The following is a 22,792-nucleotide window of genomic DNA, read 5'->3' on the forward strand; positions in this document are numbered from 1 at the left end:
AAAACTGAGCGCCTCTATGTAAAGTTAAAACCATCACCTAAGTACCTGAAGATATATGACTTTGTACTTTGAATCGAGTGTTAGCTTTTGTACAGATCAGCTTTTTTCTTAGTGGACAACAAATATTTTCTCTGAATTGGAGCCTATCGGCTGACCTTCTACTTTTGCTCGCAGTTTAATGATCACCAACATTCGAGGCTCCCACAACGAAAGCTGGTTTTGCCTGAAGCTCAGACAACATCAAGTCACAGTTAAACTGCGAGCCTCTTTTACAAAGCTTTAATCAGACTATCGGCCACAGTAATCACAGGTTCACTAGCGAAGCCCTGATTGGCTAATACAATCAGGGTATACCTCTGATCTAAGTAAATACGCATTTCAGAGCTAACACCGATAAAAGCCCCACTATGTCCAACTACAGACCCCTTTTGACCAGAACGAACAGAAAAGCCATAGCCGTAATAAGGCGAATTTAATTCCGGTTTTGCACTGTAGGCCGCCTTTGTGAAGGCTTCGTCAAGTAACTTGTAACTGGTTAAGGCCGTTGAAAACTTGTACAAGTCGCTGACGGTAGAATAACCGCCACCCGCAGCATTGCCTTTAATAGCGTGAATAAACCAGTTGCTTTGCATCGACTGCAGCTCTTGAGAATAAAAGTACCCCATGGCCATATTCGGCGTTACGCCATCGATATCAAAGTTTCCGCTGTTCATCATGCCTGCTTTTTGATAAATATTTTTTTGTACATAATCGTCATACGACATACCAGAAACAGCTTCTATCACCATACCTAACAGCAGCATGCCTTCATTGCTATAACCAAACTGAGTTCCGGGCTTAGAATTTAACGGTAAGTGTTTAAGAAAAGGACGGTGATCATTTAAGTTTCTTAACTTATTCTGATGGGTGTCCGGGTAGTTTGGCCAGCCAAGGCCTGAGGTATGAGTCAACAGCTGCGCTATAGTGATGTTATCAAAGTCACCTTCAGCAAACAGCGATCGGTCAACATACTTGACCAGTTTGTCATCCAGCGCCAGCTTTTTTCCTGCCACCAGTTGCAGGACACTGACTGCAGTAAACATCTTATTCATTGAGGCCAGATTAAATTTGGTATCCAGATTGTTTTTCACCTGATACCGCAGATCAGCCATGCCTTTGGCACTTTGATAAAGTACGTCATTTTTATCTGCCAGCAACACAGCCCCGGAAAAAGCACCACGCTCTGCCAACCTGTCGACATAAGTGGATAGCTGGCTGACTAACTCTTGCTTCGTTAACTTCAGGCTATTTTCTTGTGGAGAAAGCCGAGGGGAACTTAAGTAAAGATCCACAACTTTATAGGGGGCATGCTCCGATAGCTCTAAAGTAAGGCCGTAATCAAGTTCCGTATTAAAAGATCGAAGTTTAGCCCTGAATTCATTACGCTCAGGCGCTATAGGTTCAAAGGATTGCAGGATAAAAGAGCGATGAAATAGTTTGATATCCGTTAAATAACCAATGTAGCGCTTCCGTCCGTCACCGCCGAAGCCTGCCAGAGTGTCCTGATGCAGCTGTGAATCAACAAAATCGCTCACTGATTGTGTTTGATCGCTCTGCAACATGCTTATTGCCGCGTTCATTCGGGCTTTGTAGCTCGCTTCTTTATTGTCGTCATTGGCTTGCACTACGGCACAGGGAAACAGTAGCAAAGCGATACAAATGCTCAAAGCAGCAGATATGTGTTTAAGTTTTACTAGTGAAGGTATCATAATAAAAAACCACCATGGCTAAGTGAGTCAAAATCTGTTTGTTAGATAAAACCCGGAACCCTCTGGCACCACGGAGTTAAATAACCTGCCCGAGTGTTTTTGAATTGCTCTGGTTTGACGATAAACAAAGCCTGATTTTTTTGTACGGAAATAGTTAAGAAGAATAAAAAATAAGGAAATCAGTAGTTTGTATACTTCTAAACCTATGGATTCGGCGGACAAAACTGTAGAGGCTACTGAGCTTCAGGCAGGATTTAAGTTAAACCAATATTTTATCTCGCCAACCACAGGGGAAGTATCCCTGCATGACACTGTGGTGACCTTAGAGCCTAAGGTAATGGATGTGCTGCTGGCTTTAACGGCTTCATCAGAAGAAGTGCTTAGTACTGAACTATTGTTTTCACTGGTATGGCCCAGGTCAATCTATAGCCCGGTTTCGGTAAGGCGCTCAATCAACCAGTTACGTAAGGTTTTTAATGATACAGACAAATCTCTGATCAAAACTCATCCTAAACGTGGTTATTCACTTCATGCCAGCATAGAACTGCTTAATGCTAATCCGCAGCAAAAGCAAAGTATCAAAGCTGCAGCTGACAAAGCAGTCAACAAAAAATTTCTGGCTGCATGTGGCCTAGCTGTGATCTGCACTATATTGCTGTTTTTCTTTGCCCCCTGGGCAATGCAGCAAAAGTGGTATCTATCAGATCTTCAGCCACTGACAGCAACAGCAGAGCAAGAATCTTATAGTTTATTTACACCAGACAGCCGCTCTGTCGTTTACCTCAAGCAGCGTGCAGATGAACAAGGTAACTTCAACACTGAGTTGTGGTTAACTTCGCTGGACAGAAAACAAAACAGAGTACTGTATCGCAGTAACTCCCCCATTGATTTTTTCAATTGGGTTCCGGTTCGTGATGCGAAAACTGCTAAATTTCAATTGCTAGTGGCATCCCAATTAACAAATTCAGTGCGTTTTTTTAGTTTAAGTTTGTCCGACGACTATCAGGTATTAGCTACGACGCATCATTTTGAGGTATCGGGCAATCAGAGTTTAAGCCCCTTTTTCGGCAACGAAACACAGGTATTCTTTTTAGCACAGCAAGCGAATGAGCACCGGCTATACAAAGGTGATTTAACCACAGGTCAGGTAGACCTGCTGTTTTCCCCCAGTCAGCAGTTTTCCCCCTATCGCATTGCGCCTTCTGCCAAGAAAAACAGCATCACTTTGTTAGGATTTGATGAGCAACGACGTTCACAAATTAAACTGCTATCTACCACTACGGGTGAGATCACTGATTTAAAAACTCTGGATGCCAACTGGTACTTCATTTCCTACACCAGCGCGTTGAGCGGCTATTTACTGAGCGATGGCAAAGAGTTATTTCATTTAAATGAGCAGCTGCAATTTAGTGAACTGAATTTTGAAAACTATGCATTTTTACATTACCCAAGCTTATCGCCAGATGCTCAGCATCTGACGTTTACTCAGGCAAAAATGAAAGGAAATATATTCAGCTCTGATTTAGTTTCCTCTCAGCTCAGTCAGTTGACCTCTTCAACTATGCATGACTGGCAAGGCAGCTACTCAGCGGATCATTCAAAATTAGCCTATGTCTCTAACAAAAATGGTCACAGCCAGATGTTTGTGTTGGATATAAAATCGAACACTGAACGCTTAGTTTATGGCAACAGCGATCAGCACCTGGCGTTGTCGCAACCTGTTTGGTCAGGCGATAACTCTCAACTGGCTTTTGCCCGAAACGAGCGATTAGTCACGATCAACCTTGCAGGTAAAGATCCCCAGGTGCAGCATTTTGATCAGGTGATAGGCCAACCTAGACAATGGCTGGATCAAGCTGATTCTCTATTGATAAGCCAGAACTCGCAACCTTTTACCCGCTGGTATCAGTTTTCGGTAGCCACTGAGAAACAAAAGCAGATTACAGCCAGCAATAAGTTTCAGTTGCTGAATAAAGCTCAACGTTTTCAAATAGATCAGCAGCAAGTACAAGATGCTGAAGGCAATCCGCTGTTTGAAGTAAAAAGCAACTACCGTATAACTCAGCACTTTGCTAAATCAGCAGGTATCTATTTGCTGCTCAGTCCGCATAACTCAGAAGAAGCTGGCGAGATCTGGTTTTTTGATTACAGCACTAAAGTGTGTAAACAAGTATCCAGCATCAGCCTGAGCGGGAAAGATATATCAGATATCAGCCAACACCAGCTGCTCTACAATTCATTTGAAGTTGAAAAGGACATTCATACGCTGAAGTTAAAGCAGCGATAGTTGCCTAGCTGAAGGGCTAAATTGCACATAAGACAATAAGAATCAAGTTATCATCGGCTTGATACCAAAAGCTCAATCAAATTCAAGCACTGCAACCTTGAGCCATTGATCAGCTTTTTGACATTAAACTAAGTGGCCATATCAAACCACCACAATACATTTTTGTATTACAAACAATAAGTTGGTTCAACAAAAAACACAAAAGTGTAATGATAAATGCGCCTGCCATTCTATATAAGCTGCGAGCTGCTATTTTGTTAAAAATGAAACCCGACACTAACACTCCTGCAATCAGGCCAGGCAAGGAAAACAGATGGCCTAAACCTATTAAGCCGTCTGGACGGACTGAGAATAAATTATGATAAAAATAGGGGACATAAGTGACTTGTGTTGCCAGAGCAAGCCCGGTTAAAAAATACGGTTTTGGTTGAAAAGGCAAGGTGATCAAATAGGTCACAGCTGGAATTGCGATGTAATACCAAAGACCCATATACATAGGGTCACCAACGACCAGAATTGTGGCAATGACGATCAGAGATATAACGATAAATAGGATTCTGTCCATGATTTCCATTCTCTCTATTGAGTAGCAAGCCTTTTTGGTAGCTTGCGCAAGGCTTTACTGACAAAACTGGTACCCGGCTGTTCCAGCGTTATATAGGTAAGCCCTTGTGTATCCATTAATAACCCTAACTGACTATTCACCACTTGTTCAAGCCTGAATTTATTTTCCGCCGTAATAATGGAGGGAACTGGCTCATTCCGACGTTCAGAATTAACAAGCACCAGATGCTCTCCCTGTTTTTCTATTGTTACTTTTTTCGCAAAAGGAGAAAAATGATGTGGTGTTAAATTTTCATTCTCCCCAACCAGGTGATCTACAAAGTCGTTTGAGATCTTTTCTTTGGTTGGAACTATCTGCTATTTCCACCCCAAAGTGGCAGTCACTCTGGCAACAATTGAATTTCATACATTCCCTGGTATTTATTGGATGCGGGGTCTTTGCTGCCAGATGGTTCTGCAGCACTCATAACAATCAATGCACTGGTGCAAACTTTTGTCGTAGCGTCCTGCTATCTAAAGATGAGTCGTCACAAGAAGCAATTTAGTTTGCTCCTCCGGCAAAAATTTGAAAAATAAGCAGCATGAAACAAAATGCTTTAATGCCTGAAGAAAGGCGGCAGCGATACTGTTTAACTAACCAGGCTTTAGGCTCAGTGGTATAAGCCTACCTGAATATATCTCTGCTCTTAGTAAATACGCATTTCAAAGCTGACAGCTATCAATTGCCCATCATCCTTGGTCAGCTCAGGGCGTGTGATCATGACGCACTCTTTAGCTGATCAGTTGATCGTGGAGGCCTTAAATAAATCAGCACAACCAACATCAAGCCTTGTAAAGCCAGAGTGAATAACTTGGGATTAACTTCCTGATAATTGACAAAAAGTGCAGCGTGCATAGCCAGATACAAGCCAAGTACTATAAATCCCCAGCGTTTATAGCGGAACACACCGGCAGCGCCAGCAGCTAACAAAAACCCCATCACCATAATGTAAACAGAGTATCCCGATACACTAAAGGACATTAATTCCTTGTCTGCCCGCGCTTCTGTAAAACGCTTTACTTCCGCTATTGCATCTGCCAAGTCAGTGACATGAATTAAATCAAGCGATTGAGCGAGTAACAGGCCGCCAACACCAATCCGAATCAGCCCATAGCCAAACAGTACCGCTATGATCACTAAGCCTAGTAGACGCCACATAGTTAATCCCTCAAATTAGTCCACAGAATAAGGGGCAAAAGAAGGTTGTATGCAACACAACACCACTTTCTCTGTTGCTCGAAAGCTAGCACAACGCTAAACAGAGTTCCCACTTGAAAGAGCTCTGAAAGTGTAACCAGATGCGATAGTTGTAAGATTTGATTGGCGTAACATGTATCTATTTGGCTTAGGCAAGCAACTGTCATCCACAAACTTCATGAGCTTTGGGGCTGGATCACACTATATGCAGTGATCATAGGTCTTTACCCTATATACCCTTTTGGCTCATAGTTGCATTAAATATCAGCAGGTTAACAGTATTATTGCTATTTTCTATCTGCAGACTCAGTGGGCTTATTTGCATATTTGCTCGCATCTTCAACAGCCTGCATATCCTCGGATAAATCCAGCGCCATGCGCGAACGCTTCAATGCAAGGCCGCGATGATAGTCTGCCGCTTGCCGTATATCCGCATCACCACTTGCTGCCAGAGATCCAAAGGCTTTTTGCAGCCTGACGGCAACCTCAACCACTCCGGCTCCATCTCTGGCTATTGCCGTGAATGCATCATCAAACATATCCCGTACCGAAAGCTCTGGTACTTCAACACGGTCATACTTAGGCGGCTGTTGTTCTTCAACAGGCTCACTCCATAGTGTAAAAAGCCGCACCAATGTTCCAACAATGCAGATAGCTGTACCAGGGTCATTCACCGCAGGTGATAAAGCACGGCCGGCGATTTCGGACAACACCACTAAACCAAATCGGGGATCATCGTCAAAAAGACGGGAACCACTAATCTGAAAAGCTCCGGCTACCGCAGTACAATCGATCTTCGTATGTTCAACCGACTCAGCAATAACATAAGCTAATGTTTTGTCTGGAGTCGCAAAAGCGCCAGGTAAAGCAGCAATAACCACCCTCGCCTGGTTTTGTTCTGCCCAGCTCTGGAGCGCAGCCATATCTATATATTGGACATAACCTACTTTCGTTGCGCACACCAGCGGCTGGCCTGTTTTAGCTCCGGCTTGCGAACTTAGCGGAACCCCGCAGAGATTTGGGGCTTTGCAGCGCCGTTTCAGGGCAGCAGCAGTCGCTTGTTCAACTTTATCAATGGTTGTTCCCATCCGTCCAAGGCGTGCGATACGATCAACCCAGCGCACAAAGGTCACCACAACCATGCCAAATATAAACGCTGTCAAAACAAAGAGAATAAACAGACCTGCCTTCTCAAAATACTGATTCTTGACCGCAGTCAGGGCTACGATACTGAAGATAAAGGCTCCAACAAAAGTGGAAAGCGCATTTTGAGAAGCATCGTCAGCGACTACCAAAGTGAATGAACGCGGAGTTGCAGTATTGGCAGCTGAGGCATAGGCAGACACCATAGAGGACACAGAAAAAGTAGCGATCACCAGCATACTGGACGCCATAATAGAGAGCAGCGCTTCTATCGAATCCCGTGAAACCGCAGGGGTAAATTTTGCCAGGTCAGTGCCATCAGCAAATTTTGCAACAAAGGCGACCGCAATAGAGAGCAAACATAGGGCCAGCGGTTTTACCCAAAGTCGGTCACGAAGTCGGTTGAGCAGAAATCTGAAGCGTTCGGTTAACACAAAGCTACTCCTTTTAGTTTCCCGTGCTGCGGCTTTTCAGTGCGGGAAAAACAAGGCTGAACAGCAACACATTTAAGTAAAAAACTCATAATATCAATAACGTGAACTTTCATTTTATAATCCATGGCAGGCCGTCTGATGGTTGTAAACCAGAGAGAAGCTGGCCGATACAGCCAGATTGCACCGAACCTTTACAGCCACTCTCTGCTAATGAGGCTCTCGTTTTAAGTGCTCTATTTATCCTTTAACGATACAAAACTTAAGCAGTAATACCACTACACAGCAGAAGCGCCAAATTGACTGCCTTACTGCGTTTTGTGCAAACTCTGCCACTGGAGCTTTTTAAGTTCGTAGTGTTTAACATTCCGACCAGCAACAACTTCATCCCTTAAATAGTGAAAACCATTTTTCGTAATCACCCTGCCTGATGCCGGATTTTTGGCAAGATGCCTAGCGTAGATCTGCGACAAGCCAAATTGATTAAAACCAAACTCAAGCAGTAGTCCTGACGCTTCTGTGCAATAGCCATTTCCCCAATAAGGTAAGCCAACCCAATACCCAAGATTACCCGTCTGCTCTTCGATTTGCGTAAAACTAATAGCACCTATAAGTTCATCTGTTTGCCGGATCACCATAGCAAACACCGCGGCAACCCTGTTTTGATAACAGCTTTCATGCTCGTCTATCCACGCTTCTGCCATGCCATCCAGATAGGGATGAGGAATATTTTCGGTCATTTCGGCAATTATTTTTGCACCGGCAAGCTGCTGAACTCTGGCTGCATCTTCTGGTTTAAAAGGCCGCAGTTTCAGCCTCTCAGACTGTAAGTTAGGTATCATATTTATCCTCGGGACCACAGATTAACAGGCAAGCCTGATACCAGTGTTTGCCACTCAATATCCATGTTGAAGTTTCGGATTTAATGCTTTTTCAGCCACACCTGTATATCGCATAGATGAAAAACATTACTGGCAAACATCAGCAGGCACAAGAGCTAAGTTCCGCATAACTTACAGCGCTGTTGAGACTACAGAAGCAGCATCAAAGATGAAAACTAGGGTTGCTGTTAAAAAGGTGGGTGTTTACGGCACAAAAAAGCCCCGATAGCGGGGCTCTGGTATAGCAGTATTAATTAAGCGCGTTTTAAGTTAAGAGCGCTGAGGGATACGCTGAAGTACAGCCAGCAATAATTCCCAGTACTGACCAACGGTAGTGATATTCACCATTTCATCCGGTCCATGTGGAAAACGGATAGTTGGGCCTATCGACACCATATCCATATCCGGATAAGGTTTTTTAAACAAACCACATTCTAAGCCTGCATGGATCACCATAATCACAGGCTCTTTGTGGTAAATATCCTGATAGGTGTCGCGCACTATCGCCATTACAGGTGAATCCGGATTTGGTTTCCAGCCAGGATAAGCGCCGCTGAATTTCACTTCTGTGCCAGACAACTGCGCTAATGAACTTAACATGCTTTCGACTTGCTGGCGGCCGCTGTCGATTAGAGAGCGGATTAAACAAAGCACCTGAATGCTGTGTTCTTTGGTACTGATCACGCCCATGTTGAGGGAAGTTTCGGTTACGCCTTCGACTTCATCGCTCATCCGCATCACGCCGTTAGGGCATAGATTCAGTAAGTGGATCAGAGTCTGTTGTGTTGCGGCTGTTAGCACCTGTGTTGGGGTAGGCACTTCAGTCAGGCTCAGTTTTAATGCTGGCTCAACAGCTGCTAATTCAAACTTTAACAAGGCTTCGAACTCTGTTACAGCCTGTTGTAACTGCGCCAGTTTTGCCGAAGGAACTGTCAAGCTGACAGTGGCTTCACGAGGTATCGCATTACGTAATGAACCACCGCTAAAACCGGCAATAGCTAGTTCCAGTGCTGTGGCATGATCAGCTAAAAAACGCGCCAAAAGTTTATTAGCATTACCACGGCCCAGGTGAATATTCACACCTGAGTGACCACCTTTTAAGCCCGTTAAGCTTAAATCAAAAGCTATAACGCCAGAAGCAGTGTTCTGCCATTGCACAGGTACGGTAAATTCAGCGTCTACGCCACCAGCGCAGCCCATGTAAATTTCGCCTTCCTGCTCAGAATCGGTATTGATCAGTATTTCGGCATCCAGCATGCCGGGTTCCACACCAAAGGCACCTGTCATACCGGCTTCTTCGTCTATGGTCAGCAGCACTTCTAATGGGCCATGCTGAATGTCGTCACTGCCTAAAATAGCTAAAGCCGACGCCATACCTATACCGTTGTCAGCACCAAGAGTTGTGCCGCGAGCTTTAACCCAGTCGCCATCGACATAAGCTTCAATAGGATCTGTAGTGAAGTCATGGATTTTGTCGGCATTTTTCTGCGGCACCATATCAAGGTGCGCCTGGATCACCACCACTTTACGGTTTTCAAAACCTGGGGTGGCTTTCTTTTTAATGATCAGGTTACCCACTTTGTCTTCAACTACTGGCAAACCTTTGTCACGTGCCCACTGCTGAATATGCTGACTTAAGGCTTGTTCATGTTTAGAAGGATGTGGAATGGCACAAATTTGACCAAACCATTGCCATAACGGCTGTGGGTATAAGGATGATAATGCGGACACAACAACTCCTGATTAAGAGGCTCAGCTAAAAAAACGCGGCATTTTAGCACAGACAGCAGCAGGCGCAGCGCTATAAGCTCTGAGCCACAGGTTCTGAAAAATCGCAGTGATGTAAAGATACTGTGTCAGTATTTGTATCCACACCGTATCAGTAGTAGGTAGTGGCTACATTGATTTTGCATAGTCAGAATTATGAACGTTACCCAGAGCACCTGATTTACAAACCTCGCTCTGCAAAGCTATTCAGGTAACACAAAGGCTGAGTGCTTATGTCAGGTGCTTTACAACAATGGCACCAATAGCAAGCACAGCTCCTGTGGCAGTCGCCCAACTTACATTTTTGTAGGTTCCAAAAGCTAACAGTGCAAAGCCTGTAGCTCCGGCCAGATTGCGGATTTGCTGCCCGTCATAGAAAAAATCATAGACATTGATCGCAGCCAGTATCACTGCCACACTAATTAAAACCTTGTCAGTCTTCGTCATTCTGAACTTACCTCTCTCATCTTTTACTGAACTTGGCCACTACAAACGAGCTCCTTGCGCAACATGCAGAAGCCAGCACATGCCGCACTTTGTTACATCTTTACAGCGTCATATGCAACAAAGGATAAGATTTGCCCTGACCATCAACTGCTGAGCGTCCCTTGATCGAAAAACCTATATGCTGATAAAAACCCACAGCTTGTGCATTCTGCTCATTCACGTCCACTCGGGTTGCCCCCTGAACCTTGATGGCATAAGTCGCTAATAAGCAACCCACACCTTTTCCCCGAGCCTCAGGTGCAATAAACAACATTTCGATAGTGTTTTCATGCACACCACAGAATCCCAGTATTTCACCATTGCCATCTTTTGCGCACCTTAAATCAACAGCGTCAAAGTACTGCTCCAAGATCAGCGGTTTTAACTGCTGCAGATCGTCTTCTGCCAAAAAGTCATGGGTAGCTCTGACTGAAGCTTCCCAAACATCCAACAGCTCGCGATAGTCTGTTTTGTGCACCAGCTCAATGTTCATATGGTCAGCCATGTTAAATTTAGCCACTCTTAGAGCGCGTGGTTGACTTTGACGACAGCGAAAATGCTGAGACCAAAAAACCAAGTGCAACTTCGCTGCTACCTATCACAGTGATAGTCGGATTAATAAAAAACAGTATAAGTACGATTAATAACATGCTTGCTACAAAGATCACGAAGAAGGAAACCAAAGGATAAAACTTCATTTTACTCATCTTCTTAAGAACATATGTATAAAAACCAGCGGCTAATACAATGCCCAGCCCCCCAGAAATGATGCAGGTCAATAAATAATCAAAACTCAGATTTTTATCAGCACGGAGCAAAACTGATGTGATAACGAAAGTGATGGGTACCACTAAAAGCAACATAAAAATATCAGCTTTGAAGCTAAGAGATTTCATTAAAAATGCATTCCTAAAAGTTCAGAGACATGAATTTAACCAATTTTTAACGCGCTGAAAAGGGGGACACCTGAGCATTGCCTGCCATTGGGTAAATCGGTTATGCACTATAGGTCAGCCATCTCTAGCCTATCCTTTTATTAAATGCGGGCAATTTCCCATATTTTTGAAGATGTAGAGTGTGAAGAAATACTTCAATGAGTGAGACCAGTTCAGGCTTTGACACTGTAGCTACACCCAACCTTGCTGTGCCGTCTTGCACACTGCGTATTTCTTCCAGCGCTTCATCACTTCTGAATGTTTGAGCGGGAAATTGCCTTTTACCATTTTCAACTGGTCCGGGAGTATTGACATGATTCCATATTCTTCCGTGCAATTTTGCAGCTTTGCCTATATAGAACACTTCGCCACAGGGTTTAGCAAAAAAATAAACCCCACTTTTTGAACCAATGCCGTCGTTAGTAATAACAATGCCAAATGTTGAATGCTCTGACCATTGTCCAATTGGCACTGTTGAATCTTTAAATGGGAACTCTATTTCTGCTCCTTCAAACAAATGAGGCAGCGAAGATTTGAGGTTCATAATCTCTTCGTAGAGTTCGGATATTTTCATTATGATTAATGGATCCTTTTGATTACCCTACAAATATAAGGCTACTTAGTGAGCCGCGGCAACTCCGTCTCGTCTGGAATCAGACCCAGCCACATAACCCTTGTCTAATTTCATTATGCCCTGGCCGCCACCGAATATTAAACCCCGGCTGTTACCAAGAAAAACACTCTGCGCCGTAGCCATAATTGGATTTTGTGGGGCATGGCCCATTGCATACAATTTATCGACAGTGTCTTGAGGTATGCCTTGCTCAAAACTGACACTGTTTTCTTCCCAGTGCCGAAACCTAGGCGCATCTATGGCTTGTTGCACATCCATGTCAAACAGCACCATATTCAGCAGCACCTGGACATGAGCTTGCGGCTGTTGCGCACCGCCGACAATGCCATAACTTAACCAGGGTTGTTGCTTGCCTTGTGCGTTTGCCTTAGTCACAAAACCCGGAATAATGGTATGAAATGGGCGTCTGCCAGGGGCAACTGTATTGGCTCTGTCAGGCTGCACGGACAGCCCGACCCCGCGGTTTTGTAACGCAAAACCTGTGCCCGGTACCACAATACCTGAGCCAAAAGAACCCGCTAAACTGTTAATAAAAGACACCATATTGCCTTGGCTATCGGCAACGCTTAAGTAAGTGGTTTCGCTGGTGGTTAACGAAGGTTCGGGATCCGCGCTTGTCATGGCTTTGTCCGCCTGAATTTGCGCACGCCGTTTTGCAATCACCTGATCTGACAATAACTGATCTGGTGTAACCTGCATAAATTCGGGGTCACCAACAAAAAGTTCCAGATCAGCATAAGCCAGTTTTTTCGCTTCAATCAGGTGATGCAAATAATCCGCCGAATTGTGCTGCATAGAAGCTAAATCAAAAGGTTCCAGTATTTTGAGCATTTCTAAAGCCGCAATGCCCTGGCCATTAGGCGGTAATTCCCATAGCCGGTATTCTTTAAACGAAACCGATAAAGGCTCAACCCACTCTGCACTATAGTTCGCAAAGTCCTCTTGCGTTAAAAAGCCACCTAACTCCTGCACTCGTGCCGCAATTTTTTGTCCTAATTCGCCACCGTACAGCACGTGTGGGCCTTGCTCCGCAATCAGCTTCAGAGTGTTGGCATAATCTGGGTTCACAAACCATTCGCCGGCTTTTGGTGTTCTGCTGCCGTCTATTAAAAAAGTAGCTCTTGAACCCTTGTCCCAATTGATCTTGCTTTCGAACATGCCCCATTCAGTGGCCGTAGTGTCAGAGATCAGAAAACCCTTTTCGGCCAGTGCAATAGCCGGTGCCAATGCTTGCGCCAAGGTTAGAGTGCCATGCTGCTCTAATAGCTTTGCCCAGCCCGATAATGCACCAGGCAGGGTAATAGATTCAGGGCCTTCGTCTGGCACACGACGACGGTCAGCCATCTTTTCAAAGGTCATTAATGCGCCTGCATGTCCACTGCCATTGATGCCGACCAACCGCTGTTCTTTTTCCAGCCAAATCATGGCGAACATGTCGCCACCAATGCCTGTCATATAGGGCTCGACCACGCTTAACACCGCTGCCGCAGTCACTGCAGCGTCAATTGCATTACCGCCATTTTTCAGCACAGTAAGACCGGCCTGACTGGCTAAGGGCTGACTGGTTGCAACCACAGCATTAGGCGCATACACAGCCTTTGCCTGATAAGGTTCAACAGGCGCACCAAGACCTGCCCGAAAGGAGAAACCAGCCACAATAGCTGACACCGCAACCAGCGCTATAATGGCCAGCATCCACAGTAAAAACCTCTTGATTCCGTTCATATAATTTTAATTTCCTCAATGTTTGGCATGATCTGTTTTTTTACGCAGATACTATAACCCAATGAAATTTCTGGGATATAGTAGCTCGGTCAGCTAGTGTGTTATTGAACGATATTGCGCTTTGATGCAAAGCTAAGATCTGCTTTGCTTTGGCTGGAAATGGACAAATTCAGGAGTATCGCAAGGATGGCTAAAAACCAGAGTTTAGTAACCAGTTGGGTAAAAAGAGCTGCTGGAGAAACTGAGCGCATCGAAGCCTGTTTTAGCGGGCTTGCTTATGCGCCACATAGCCATGACACCTACACTTTGGCGTTAACAACAGCTGGCGTGCAAAGCTTTAATTATCGTGGCGAATTACGCCATTCCCTGCCAGGTGAAGTGGTGATATTGCACCCCGACGAAACTCACGACGGCCAGGCAGGAACAGATAGCCCCTTTGCGTATCGCGCTATCAGCATCAACCCTGTTGATGTGCAGAATATTTTGCAGGGTGTCAGCCTGCCCTTCTTGCAAGGTGGAGTCACCAGAGATCCGCGACTTAGCCAGATCGCCACAAAGCTGTTGGCTGAATTTGATCGTCCACTGGAGACACTGGAGCAGCAAGACCTCATCTTTGCATTTGCCAGCTGTTTACAGCTGATAACATGCAACAGCGTTCAACATACCAAAGCAAACTACCACGCCATAAAACGAGTCCGTGAATACATTGATGATGTCATCGCTATTGACTCCTGTATGCACATCGACATCAGTTTGGATGAACTGGCCGCTATTTCACACTACAGCAAGTGGCAAGTAACCCGCGATTTCAGATCCCTTTACGGTACAACGCCTTACCGCTACGTCACACTCAAGCGACTGCAAAAAGCCAAAGCCTTAATTGAGCGGGGCTTGCCCTTAGTGCAGGTAGCTATCAGTAGCGGCTTTGCCGATCAAAGCCATCTGACCCGACACTTTAAAACCTGTTTTGGTACCACACCCAAAGTGTGGGCAAAACTGAATCAATGCTAAGCAAAGCAGCTTAATCAGCAGGGCATGTTCTTCAGCTTTTCATATTGCGGCTTGTTTTCATCGCTTGCTTTAAGCAAATAGTGGCGTCGAATTTTACTTTTTACCATCCAGCTGAAATTTCTCCAGCCGGTATAAAAATGCCTTGTAGTTCAGCTGCAGTAATTTGGCCGCTTTGGTTTTATTGCCATTGCTCAATTGCAAGGCTTGTTCCAGGCAACTGCGCTCCAGAGCTTCGAAGTCCAGGCCGGCTTCAGGCAGTTGAAACAGGCCTGCAGCTGGCTCTGGTTTTTGAGGCTGTAAATCGGCCAGCAATTCCTGTTCATCCTGCAACAAGACAAAACGCTCAATTTTATTGCTGAGCTCGCGCACATTGCCGGGCCACGGATAGGCCATGAGGGCTTTGAGCGCTGTTTTTGATAAGGCAGGCAAACTGGTTTTATAACGGCTTTGTTGCAGCTGAAAAAAATGTTGGATAAGACCCGGAATATCTTCAGTGCGCTCACGTAAAGCAGGCATATGCACGGGCACCACATTCAGGCGGTAAAACAGATCCTGACGAAATCGTCCCTGCTGCACTGCGGTCGCTAAATCCTGATGGCTGGCGGCAATAATTCGCAAGTTCAGTTTGATTTCATGATGGCTACCCAACCGGGTTACAGTCCCTTCCTGCAACAAGCGTAATAACTTGGCTTGCAGAGGTAATGGCAGTTCTGCAATTTCATCCAAAAAGACAGTACCACCCTGAGCAGCTTCAAACTTTCCGGCTTTGCTTTGAACAGCCCCTGTGTAGGCTCCTTTTTCAGCCCCAAAAAGCTCGGCTTCGGCCAGACTTTCCGGAATGGCACCGCAGTTGATCGCAATAAAAGGTGCATTTTTACGTGGCGATAACTGATGCAAAGCACGAGCTGCCAACTCTTTACCTGTACCACTTTCACCACTGATAAGCACAGTCACATTACTGCCTGCAACACGTTGAATGCGCTGAAACAGCAGTTGCATACATGGCGCATGGCCAATCAAATCAACCAGTTGTTGCTGCTCGGTCAATTGGGCACTCAACTGCTGGTTTTGCAGGCGCAATTGCCTCGCCCGCAAACCTTTACTGATAGCCAGCAGTAGTTCCTGCCGTTTAAATGGCTTAGACAGATAATCATCAGCTCCGGCCTGAATAGCGTCAACCGCATGGCTGACTGAGCCATAAGCCGTGGCCACAACAAAACCCAAAGCAGGACATTCGGTACGTACATACTGCAACACATCAGCGCCACTGCCGGAACCAAGCTTCCAGTCACAAAGCACCAGCGCAAGCTCTGGCTGATTCTTTAACGCCACTATAGCTGATGCAGTGCTGTCCGCCTGGTGCACCAGATAACCGTCAGATGTCAGTAACTGGCTTAATAAACCACGTTGTGCCAGGTCGTCTTCAACCACTAATAATTGCAATGCTTTCATGTGGTTTCCCCTTCGATGTGACAGAGCTCAATACGAGCAATGCAGCCACCTTCGACCGTATTTTCCAAAGTCACTTTCCCCTGATAATACCTGTGTAATAAACGCTGACAAAGATAAAGTCCCATCCCAGCCCCTTCGGCTTTGTTGCTAACATGAGGTTGAAACAACTGCTCAGCAATGGCTGGATCTAAGCCTGAGCCCTGATCCACGACCTCCAGCAGTACGCTGTTTTGTATAGACCTAAGGCTGATTTGTACTTCTGAGCCAGCAGGGCTCGCTTCCACTGCATTGCTAATCACCGCATGAAAGATACTGCGAAGTTCGGCCTCTGCTCCTTGCAGCTTCAACTGCTCAGGTAATGTTAAATTGAGCCGGACTGGCTGAGCGCTGAATTCCAGCGCTATATCATGCAGCAAGGTATTTAAGTTGACAGTCTGACTGCGATCCACGCCTTCGCAGCTTAAAGTTAGCAGCGCTGTTAAAGTGCGGTTGATATGCTGCATTTTGTGTTCAACCAGTTTCTGTAACTGCTGTTGCTCTGCAGATGCCTGTGGCAATTGCTCCAAAGCCAATGCCATCGTATGGATAGGGTTACGCAGCGCATGCACCAGGCCACGGCTGATTTCCCCCAGTTCCACTAATTGTTGCTGTTGTTGTAATTGCTCACGGTGTTCTGCCAGTTGATCCAATTGCAAACTGGTTTGATTAAATTGCTCCAACACATAACGATATTCTTTCAGCCTGAACTGACTGGCAAGTTGCACCTTGTGTTCACCCGCAGCAAGGCGGCGAAAGCCCTGAACCAGCAACTGTAAAGGTGCAATAAAACGATACCCAAGCCAGCTGGCTAAAAAAAATGCCAGCACAGCAATGATGATAAATGCCATGATCTGGTTTTGCAGATAGTTCTGGATCAGTATCTGGCTACTGCCTTTTTGCTCCAGTTGGAATTTTTGTACCCAGTTGCCTGCAGTGGGGCTTTGTTCACGCAACTCCTTCAGGGTTTTATCCAGTTGTTGTTGCATCTCGGCAGGCAGAGCATTGTCCGACAGCTGAATGACTTTTATGCCCTCCTCTACCTGAACTATCGCCTTAGCCTTTGTTGCAACAGCTGATGTGGTGACGGCCTCTGGCTGTTTAATCCGGCTGATGTTTTCTGCGGTACGGGCTAAAACAATGCGGCTTAACTGGCCGCTTTGGGTCGTCAGTTCCTGCTGCAATTGCTGTTGAAACCACCAGAGGGTAGCAAGCTGGCTCAGGCTTAACAGCAGCAGCAAGACACTGATCCCTATTAACAAGGCTTTTTGAATACTCATGCAAGGGTCCTGTTGTTGATGGTCTTATCTGCAGTCTTGTCTGGATAATACAAGATAGATGCCAGTATCCCAGCCCAAAGGTTAATAAAAAAGCTTTTGAATAATAGCCACTTAGCTAAAAATCAGGCATCAGCAAGCTGATGTATCGCTGTTTAATTTGCCTATTTCAGCAAAACCTTATCCTTATTTCGGGATATTTGGCAGTAAACCCTGACGTTATGTTTTTAAGCCATTGAATTTAAACCAATTTAATTCTGGCATTAAATTTTCAAGTCAAAGGAGCAAGCGCTTCATTGGTGAAGTGCTGTTACTTAACTGAAGGATTGATCATGAAAACATTTCAACCACTGGTTCTGCTTAGCTCACTTTTTTTACTGGTCGCTGCCTCCACTCAGCTCTCGGCAGCTGAGGCAAAAACCAGCACAAGCTCCGAACAGGTTCAAATCGAAAAATCGCCAAAAAAAACCAAACTTCTGCTGGTTCAGGATGGTGAAACTGAAGAGTTTAACTGGAGCAATGATGAGCTGAAAAATGAGGCTGAATTAGATCTGGCTTTAAGCAAGTTACCCGAAGAAAAACGTGAGAAGATCAAAAAGTTATTGATGGATCAAAAAGATGGCCTGCGTGGAATGGTTTTCCATGCGCTGGATGGTTCAGACGGCGATATAAACCTCATCGATAAAAAAATTATAGTAAAAACACTGGACGGCAAAAGTGAATTCGATGTCATCAAACACTTGCTGCAAAAATCCAGCCTGACAAAAGAGCAACTGCTGGAACTACAAAAACTGTTGGACAGCAAACATTAAAATCCGCGAACCAAGCCCAGCGGAAATCGTCCCTGGGCTTGTACCACATTATAGTGACCCCTTATCTGTAGGCGCTGACCAAAATTGCCCGCCGTTCCGGTTTGCGGTGACCGGCTCTACCGGTTTGGTCTGCTCAGGCTGCTATGATTTTGCTCGGTTTGGATAGCAAAAAGGACACCGGGTTATGGGTGTCCTTTTGATTAAACATAGCAACATTCAGGAATGAACGTCCCTATTTTCACATGAAAACATACCCATCATCTTCAGGGGCTATGCCTTTTAATGTTTTTTATATTCACGTTCTAAATTTAGAATAACCGCCCCCAATGGATTATCAAAAGCCCATGAATCAATAACTACTCTTGACAAACTGTTGTCTGATGGCAAAACAATACCCATCAAGACATTTTCTTTCATATCCAGAATCGACTTTCTTATTATATTCAACTGAGCAGCATAAACAGAGTTTAGTCCTACTTTCGAAAGCTCAGCGTCAATACTAAATATTGCATGATCGATCATTTCAATTAGATTTCTTTTTTTCAATTTCTGTATTCCAATTCAGGTCTAAGTACATATTTCTGAAGCTGACCACCCGGATAAGATGCTCCTTGAGATCCAATGGCATGATCCAATGGTGTCCACCAATGGTATCAGGTCTAATGTGATGACTCGCCTCCCATCCTGACTTAGGATGAGGTGACCAAACCGAAAGAGGCGAATCATCATGCTTATCAAAACATTAGGTGTAGATCTTGGCAAGCTCAGTTGTCATGTGATTGGGCAAGATCAGCACGGAAAAGTAGTAGAAAAGCGCAAAATACTGATCAGTAAGTTTGCAGAATATCTGGCAAATTTACCGCCATGCGCTGTGTTTTTTGAAGCCTGTGGTGGCGCACATCATTGGTGCCGTAAAGCCAGAAGCCTTGGCCATCGGGCTGACATGATACCGGCCAATTTCGTGAAGCCTTTTGTAAAGTCGAACAAAAACGACTTCAACGATGCCGAAGCCATTTGCGAAGCGGCACAGCGGCCGACGATGCGTTTTGCGCATGTTCGCAGTGAAGAGCAACAAGCCTTTGGCTGTTTACTCAAGTTACGTGAGCAGTTGGTAGAAGAGCGCACAGCGGTCAGCAATCAGGCGCATGCGTTTCTGTTGGAATTTGGTATTCAGCAGAAAAAGGGCCGTGCTTTTATCGGCACTGTAGCGGATATGACTGAAAATCCTGATATTAATTTACCTGAAGCGCTGCGTCTGGCGCTGTTCCGTCTGGTGGAGCGTTATAAAGCGGTTGATAAAGAAATCAGTGAGTTGGAACGGGATATCACGGCGATTAACAGCCAGAACGAGAACTGCAAGCGTATGCAAAGCATTCCGGGTGTAGGTTTAATTACCTCGAGCTTTATTGAATCATGGGCTGGCAGTTGCAACCAGTTTAAAAGTGCCAGAGACTTTGCGGCCTGGGCAGGATTAGTACCAAAACAGCATTCAACAGGCGGAGTAAGCAACCTGCTTGGGATCAGCAAACGCGGTAACAGCACGTTGCGTAAATACCTGATCCACGGTGCACGCTCGGTTATCCAATGGAAGCTCGAAGAAGATCATGCCTGGAGCCCGTGGATTAAAAAGCTGTTAAGCAGTAAGAAAAAAACAGTGGCGGTGGTCGCTATGGCCAATAAACTGGCCCGCATTATCTGGGCCGTATTAACAAAAGAGCAGAATTACGCAGCAGTCGCTGCATAAACCGGGTCACACCGAGTTTGCAACACGATGGCAATAAGGCAACAACCATGATCGGAAACCTGTCAGGGGCAAAAGCACATAGATGCTGAAGGTCTTATTAGGGCGATGATGGGCGAACAACATAGCGGGCGGGCACAACAATAAAGTGCCAACAGACTCCGGATAGATTGACGCAGACTTATTTGCTAACCGTGCTTGCAATATGGAGGCGAGTCATAGATTGCCCTTTGCCCCCAACCAATGGTGTCAGGTCTTGCCCTTTGCCCCTGTGGATACTTTGTGGCTTTTCCCTGAAATAATACGGCTAACGGTTCCGTAATGTAAGTCAAAATAATGACTTAACTCCGTCTGATGGTAGCCTCCGCTGGCGTAAGCTAATTGAATTGCCCTGTTTCGGTCCCCTGAGGCTTGCTTTACATACCAATCTAAAGGCTTTGCGGGTAAACGTTTTTGCTTCGTGGGAATTTCAGATAACAATTCAGGGCAGGATATTTTGCTTTGCATTTCACTGACAAAACTATCTGACCCCAGATAAATCAACTGCTTGACCTCGGGCCACAAACTTTTTCCCACTCCACGCAATACAAAATCCTGATACTTACGAATGGCCTGTGAGCGTTCGCTACCAAAGAGTGACAACAACTGGTCCACTGCCAACCATGGTGGTGGCTCATGATAATGACAGGTAAAGCAGTAACTACTCCAGGGCCACTCTTCGCAGCTATCTACCATTGCCGCACGCACCGGATTCAATACGATGTAACGGCTGACTTCCAGCAGATAACTGTCCTTTTGTACCAGTATCGCTTTAAAGCGCCCCTGAAACAAATGACCCACTCTTTTGTGTGTCCGGTTAAACGTCTGGGTATAAACACCATTGAGCTGGCGCATGCCGCCGCTTAAATTGGCATCCGGTGTCTCAAGCAGAAGATGATAGTGGTTGGTCATCAGACAATAAGCATGTACTACCCAGTTAAAGCGTTCACACACCTGCGCCATAAGCTCCAAAAAAGCCTGATGGTCAGCTTCGTTCTGGTAAATAGCTTTTCGCTCGTTACCACGTGACGTCACATGATACAAAGCTCCGGCAAACTCCAATCGCAGTGGGCTGCTCATCCTTGACCCCAAAACAGATAAGGTCAATTAACCATAGTTAACCTTATCTGTTCGGGCAAGGATTTATGCCACCTGGCGTTTTGATGAATACTGAGTGGCTATTGCGGTTTGAAATCAGGAAACGGGAAATGCCCCACCACTGAATATCGTTGCAACCAATGCCTTACAACAAGGGGCAAAGGGCAATCTATGACTCGCCTCCATATTGCAAGCACGGTTAGCAAATAAGTCTGCGTCAATCTATCCGGAGTCTGTTGGCACTTTATTGTTGTGCCCGCCCGCTATGTTGTTCGCCCATCATCGCCCTAATAAGACCTTCAGCATCTATGTGCTTTTGCCCCTGACAGGTTTCCGATCATGGTTGTTGCCTTATTGCCATCGTGTTGCAAACTCGGTGTGACCCGGTTTATGCAGCGACTGCTGCGTAATTCTGCTCTTTTGTTAATACGGCCCAGATAATGCGGGCCAGTTTATTGGCCATAGCGACCACCGCCACTGTTTTTTTCTTACTGCTTAACAGCTTTTTAATCCACGGGCTCCAGGCATGATCTTCTTCGAGCTTCCATTGGATAACCGAGCGTGCACCGTGGATCAGGTATTTACGCAACGTGCTGTTACCGCGTTTGCTGATCCCAAGCAGGTTGCTTACTCCGCCTGTTGAATGCTGTTTTGGTACTAATCCTGCCCAGGCCGCAAAGTCTCTGGCACTTTTAAACTGGTTGCAACTGCCAGCCCATGATTCAATAAAGCTCGAGGTAATTAAACCTACACCCGGAATGCTTTGCATACGCTTGCAGTTCTCGTTCTGGCTGTTAATCGCCGTGATATCCCGTTCCAACTCACTGATTTCTTTATCAACCGCTTTATAACGCTCCACCAGACGGAACAGCGCCAGACGCAGCGCTTCAGGTAAATTAATATCAGGATTTTCAGTCATATCCGCTACAGTGCCGATAAAAGCACGGCCCTTTTTCTGCTGAATACCAAATTCCAACAGAAACGCATGCGCCTGATTGCTGACCGCTGTGCGCTCTTCTACCAACTGCTCACGTAACTTGAGTAAACAGCCAAAGGCTTGTTGCTCTTCACTGCGAACATGCGCAAAACGCATCGTCGGCCGCTGTGCCGCTTCGCAAATGGCTTCGGCATCGTTGAAGTCGTTTTTGTTCGACTTTACAAAAGGCTTCACGAAATTGGCCGGTATCATGTCAGCCCGATGGCCAAGGCTTCTGGCTTTACGGCACCAATGATGTGCGCCACCACAGGCTTCAAAAAACACAGCGCATGGCGGTAAATTTGCCAGATATTCTGCAAACTTACTGATCAGTATTTTGCGCTTTTCTACTACTTTTCCGTGCTGATCTTGCCCAATCACATGACAACTGAGCTTGCCAAGATCTACACCTAATGTTTTGATAAGCATGATGATTCGCCTCTTTCGGTTTGGTCACCTCATCCTAAGTCAGGATGGGAGGCGAGTCATCACATTAGACCTGACACCGTTTT

At 45.5% G+C, this 22,792-nt stretch carries 21 protein-coding genes; 4 read left to right on the forward strand and 17 right to left on the reverse strand.

What is annotated here, in order from left to right:
* Nucleotides 1-269: 269 nt before the first annotated feature.
* On the reverse strand, nt 270-1,748 hold the full coding sequence (locus tag EK374_RS14185) for a serine hydrolase domain-containing protein (protein ID WP_127024915.1): 1,479 nt from the start codon (nt 1,746-1,748) through the stop codon (nt 270-272).
* Nucleotides 1,749-1,935: 187 nt separating this feature from the next.
* On the opposite strand from EK374_RS14185, the gene EK374_RS14190 reads away from it, so the two are divergent.
* Nucleotides 1,936-4,035 carry a winged helix-turn-helix domain-containing protein gene (locus EK374_RS14190; RefSeq protein ID WP_127024918.1) on the forward strand — a complete coding sequence of 700 codons (2,100 nt, stop codon included), beginning with the start codon at nt 1,936-1,938 and terminating at the stop codon, nt 4,033-4,035.
* 109 nt (nt 4,036-4,144) lie between these two features.
* Here EK374_RS14190 and EK374_RS14195 read toward each other — a convergent pair whose 3' ends face one another.
* The 11 genes from EK374_RS14195 to ggt all read right to left on the reverse strand — a co-directional run bounded on the left by EK374_RS14195 (nt 4,145) and on the right by ggt (nt 13,838).
* Entirely contained in the window at nt 4,145-4,600 is a 456-nt protein-coding gene (locus tag EK374_RS14195) for a hypothetical protein (protein WP_127024920.1), read from the reverse strand.
* Between the two features lie 14 nt (nt 4,601-4,614).
* Nucleotides 4,615-4,821: a hypothetical protein gene (locus EK374_RS14200; RefSeq protein ID WP_127024923.1), complete on the reverse strand. Its 207-nt coding sequence runs from the start codon at nt 4,819-4,821 to the stop codon at nt 4,615-4,617.
* 535 nt (nt 4,822-5,356) lie between these two features.
* Nucleotides 5,357-5,797, reverse strand: coding sequence for a hypothetical protein (locus EK374_RS14205; protein ID WP_127024926.1), 441 nt, complete (start codon nt 5,795-5,797; stop codon nt 5,357-5,359).
* Between the two features lie 326 nt (nt 5,798-6,123).
* Nucleotides 6,124-7,413 carry a DUF2254 domain-containing protein gene (locus EK374_RS14210; RefSeq protein WP_127024929.1) on the reverse strand — a complete coding sequence of 430 codons (1,290 nt, stop codon included), beginning with the start codon at nt 7,411-7,413 and terminating at the stop codon, nt 6,124-6,126.
* Between the two features lie 305 nt (nt 7,414-7,718).
* A complete protein-coding gene (locus tag EK374_RS14215) occupies nt 7,719-8,252 on the reverse strand; it encodes a GNAT family N-acetyltransferase (RefSeq protein ID WP_127024932.1) in 534 nt (177 codons plus the stop codon).
* Between the two features lie 309 nt (nt 8,253-8,561).
* The gene (locus EK374_RS14220) at nt 8,562-10,022 is read right to left on the reverse strand and encodes an aminoacyl-histidine dipeptidase (RefSeq protein WP_127024935.1); all 1,461 of its coding nucleotides are present in this window, start codon (nt 10,020-10,022) and stop codon (nt 8,562-8,564) included.
* A 267-nt stretch (nt 10,023-10,289) separates the two neighbouring features.
* Nucleotides 10,290-10,505 (reverse strand): hypothetical protein, encoded by a 216-nt coding sequence (locus EK374_RS14225; protein ID WP_127024938.1) that lies wholly within the window; start codon nt 10,503-10,505, stop codon nt 10,290-10,292.
* A gap of 100 nt (nt 10,506-10,605) precedes the next feature.
* The gene (locus EK374_RS14230; protein ID WP_127024941.1) at nt 10,606-11,037 is read right to left on the reverse strand and encodes an acetyltransferase; all 432 of its coding nucleotides are present in this window, start codon (nt 11,035-11,037) and stop codon (nt 10,606-10,608) included.
* A gap of 19 nt (nt 11,038-11,056) precedes the next feature.
* Nucleotides 11,057-11,440: a hypothetical protein gene (locus tag EK374_RS14235; protein ID WP_127024944.1), complete on the reverse strand. Its 384-nt coding sequence runs from the start codon at nt 11,438-11,440 to the stop codon at nt 11,057-11,059.
* A 124-nt stretch (nt 11,441-11,564) separates the two neighbouring features.
* Entirely contained in the window at nt 11,565-12,053 is a 489-nt protein-coding gene (locus tag EK374_RS14240) for a GIY-YIG nuclease family protein (RefSeq protein WP_206099214.1), read from the reverse strand.
* Between the two features lie 45 nt (nt 12,054-12,098).
* Complete coding sequence (gene ggt, locus EK374_RS14245) at nt 12,099-13,838, reverse strand: gamma-glutamyltransferase (RefSeq protein ID WP_127024947.1); 1,740 nt, start codon at nt 13,836-13,838, stop codon at nt 12,099-12,101.
* Nucleotides 13,839-14,024: 186 nt separating this feature from the next.
* On the opposite strand from ggt, the gene EK374_RS14250 reads away from it, so the two are divergent.
* Nucleotides 14,025-14,849 (forward strand): AraC family transcriptional regulator, encoded by an 825-nt coding sequence (locus EK374_RS14250; RefSeq protein WP_164731884.1) that lies wholly within the window; start codon nt 14,025-14,027, stop codon nt 14,847-14,849.
* Between the two features lie 93 nt (nt 14,850-14,942).
* On the opposite strand, the gene EK374_RS14255 is transcribed toward EK374_RS14250, so the two are convergent.
* Together EK374_RS14255 and EK374_RS14260 are read right to left on the reverse strand one after the other, a co-directional pair.
* Nucleotides 14,943-16,301 (reverse strand): sigma-54-dependent transcriptional regulator, encoded by a 1,359-nt coding sequence (locus tag EK374_RS14255; RefSeq protein ID WP_127024953.1) that lies wholly within the window; start codon nt 16,299-16,301, stop codon nt 14,943-14,945.
* Nucleotides 16,298-17,617 (reverse strand): sensor histidine kinase, encoded by a 1,320-nt coding sequence (locus tag EK374_RS14260; protein ID WP_127024956.1) that lies wholly within the window; start codon nt 17,615-17,617, stop codon nt 16,298-16,300. Before EK374_RS14260 ends, EK374_RS14255 begins: the two co-directional genes overlap by 4 nt.
* Nucleotides 17,618-17,946: 329 nt before the next feature.
* Between EK374_RS14260 and EK374_RS14265 the strand changes: the two genes are divergently transcribed.
* Entirely contained in the window at nt 17,947-18,426 is a 480-nt protein-coding gene (locus EK374_RS14265) for a hypothetical protein (RefSeq protein WP_127024959.1), read from the forward strand.
* Nucleotides 18,427-18,705: 279 nt separating this feature from the next.
* Here EK374_RS14265 and EK374_RS14270 read toward each other — a convergent pair whose 3' ends face one another.
* Nucleotides 18,706-18,972 carry a hypothetical protein gene (locus EK374_RS14270; protein ID WP_127024962.1) on the reverse strand — a complete coding sequence of 89 codons (267 nt, stop codon included), beginning with the start codon at nt 18,970-18,972 and terminating at the stop codon, nt 18,706-18,708.
* Nucleotides 18,973-19,153: 181 nt separating this feature from the next.
* Between EK374_RS14270 and EK374_RS14275 the strand changes: the two genes are divergently transcribed.
* On the forward strand, nt 19,154-20,170 hold the full coding sequence (locus EK374_RS14275; protein ID WP_127019137.1) for an IS110 family RNA-guided transposase: 1,017 nt from the start codon (nt 19,154-19,156) through the stop codon (nt 20,168-20,170).
* A 246-nt stretch (nt 20,171-20,416) separates the two neighbouring features.
* Here EK374_RS14275 and EK374_RS14280 read toward each other — a convergent pair whose 3' ends face one another.
* Nucleotides 20,417-21,286 (reverse strand): REP-associated tyrosine transposase, encoded by an 870-nt coding sequence (locus tag EK374_RS14280; protein ID WP_127024965.1) that lies wholly within the window; start codon nt 21,284-21,286, stop codon nt 20,417-20,419.
* Nucleotides 21,287-21,692: 406 nt separating this feature from the next.
* Nucleotides 21,693-22,709 (reverse strand): IS110 family RNA-guided transposase, encoded by a 1,017-nt coding sequence (locus tag EK374_RS14285; protein ID WP_127019137.1) that lies wholly within the window; start codon nt 22,707-22,709, stop codon nt 21,693-21,695.
* Nucleotides 22,710-22,792 lie beyond the last annotated feature (83 nt).

Source organism: Rheinheimera mangrovi, assembly GCF_003990335.1.
In the GTDB taxonomy this organism is placed as follows: domain Bacteria; phylum Pseudomonadota; class Gammaproteobacteria; order Enterobacterales; family Alteromonadaceae; genus Pararheinheimera; species Pararheinheimera mangrovi.

Excerpts from the sequence above, each read along its gene's own strand:
- EK374_RS14185 (WP_127024915.1), bottom strand. The coding sequence starts at position 1,748 with ATGATACCTTCACTAGTAAAACTTAAACACATATCTGCTGCTTTGAGC.
- EK374_RS14195 (WP_127024920.1), bottom strand. The coding sequence starts at position 4,600 with ATGGACAGAATCCTATTTATCGTTATATCTCTGATCGTCATTGCCACA.
- EK374_RS14205 (WP_127024926.1), bottom strand. The coding sequence starts at position 5,797 with ATGTGGCGTCTACTAGGCTTAGTGATCATAGCGGTACTGTTTGGCTAT.
- EK374_RS14215 (WP_127024932.1), bottom strand. The coding sequence starts at position 8,252 with ATGATACCTAACTTACAGTCTGAGAGGCTGAAACTGCGGCCTTTTAAA.
- EK374_RS14225 (WP_127024938.1), bottom strand. The coding sequence starts at position 10,505 with ATGACGAAGACTGACAAGGTTTTAATTAGTGTGGCAGTGATACTGGCT.
- EK374_RS14230 (WP_127024941.1), bottom strand. The coding sequence starts at position 11,037 with ATGAACATTGAGCTGGTGCACAAAACAGACTATCGCGAGCTGTTGGAT.
- EK374_RS14235 (WP_127024944.1), bottom strand. The coding sequence starts at position 11,440 with ATGAAATCTCTTAGCTTCAAAGCTGATATTTTTATGTTGCTTTTAGTG.
- EK374_RS14240 (WP_206099214.1), bottom strand. The coding sequence starts at position 12,053 with ATGAAAATATCCGAACTCTACGAAGAGATTATGAACCTCAAATCTTCG.
- ggt (WP_127024947.1), bottom strand. The coding sequence starts at position 13,838 with ATGAACGGAATCAAGAGGTTTTTACTGTGGATGCTGGCCATTATAGCG.
- EK374_RS14250 (WP_164731884.1), top strand. The coding sequence starts at position 14,025 with ATGGCTAAAAACCAGAGTTTAGTAACCAGTTGGGTAAAAAGAGCTGCT.
- EK374_RS14255 (WP_127024953.1), bottom strand. The coding sequence starts at position 16,301 with ATGAAAGCATTGCAATTATTAGTGGTTGAAGACGACCTGGCACAACGT.
- EK374_RS14260 (WP_127024956.1), bottom strand. The coding sequence starts at position 17,617 with ATGAGTATTCAAAAAGCCTTGTTAATAGGGATCAGTGTCTTGCTGCTG.
- EK374_RS14265 (WP_127024959.1), top strand. The coding sequence starts at position 17,947 with ATGAAAACATTTCAACCACTGGTTCTGCTTAGCTCACTTTTTTTACTG.
- EK374_RS14275 (WP_127019137.1), top strand. The coding sequence starts at position 19,154 with ATGCTTATCAAAACATTAGGTGTAGATCTTGGCAAGCTCAGTTGTCAT.
- EK374_RS14280 (WP_127024965.1), bottom strand. The coding sequence starts at position 21,286 with ATGAGCAGCCCACTGCGATTGGAGTTTGCCGGAGCTTTGTATCATGTG.
- EK374_RS14285 (WP_127019137.1), bottom strand. The coding sequence starts at position 22,709 with ATGCTTATCAAAACATTAGGTGTAGATCTTGGCAAGCTCAGTTGTCAT.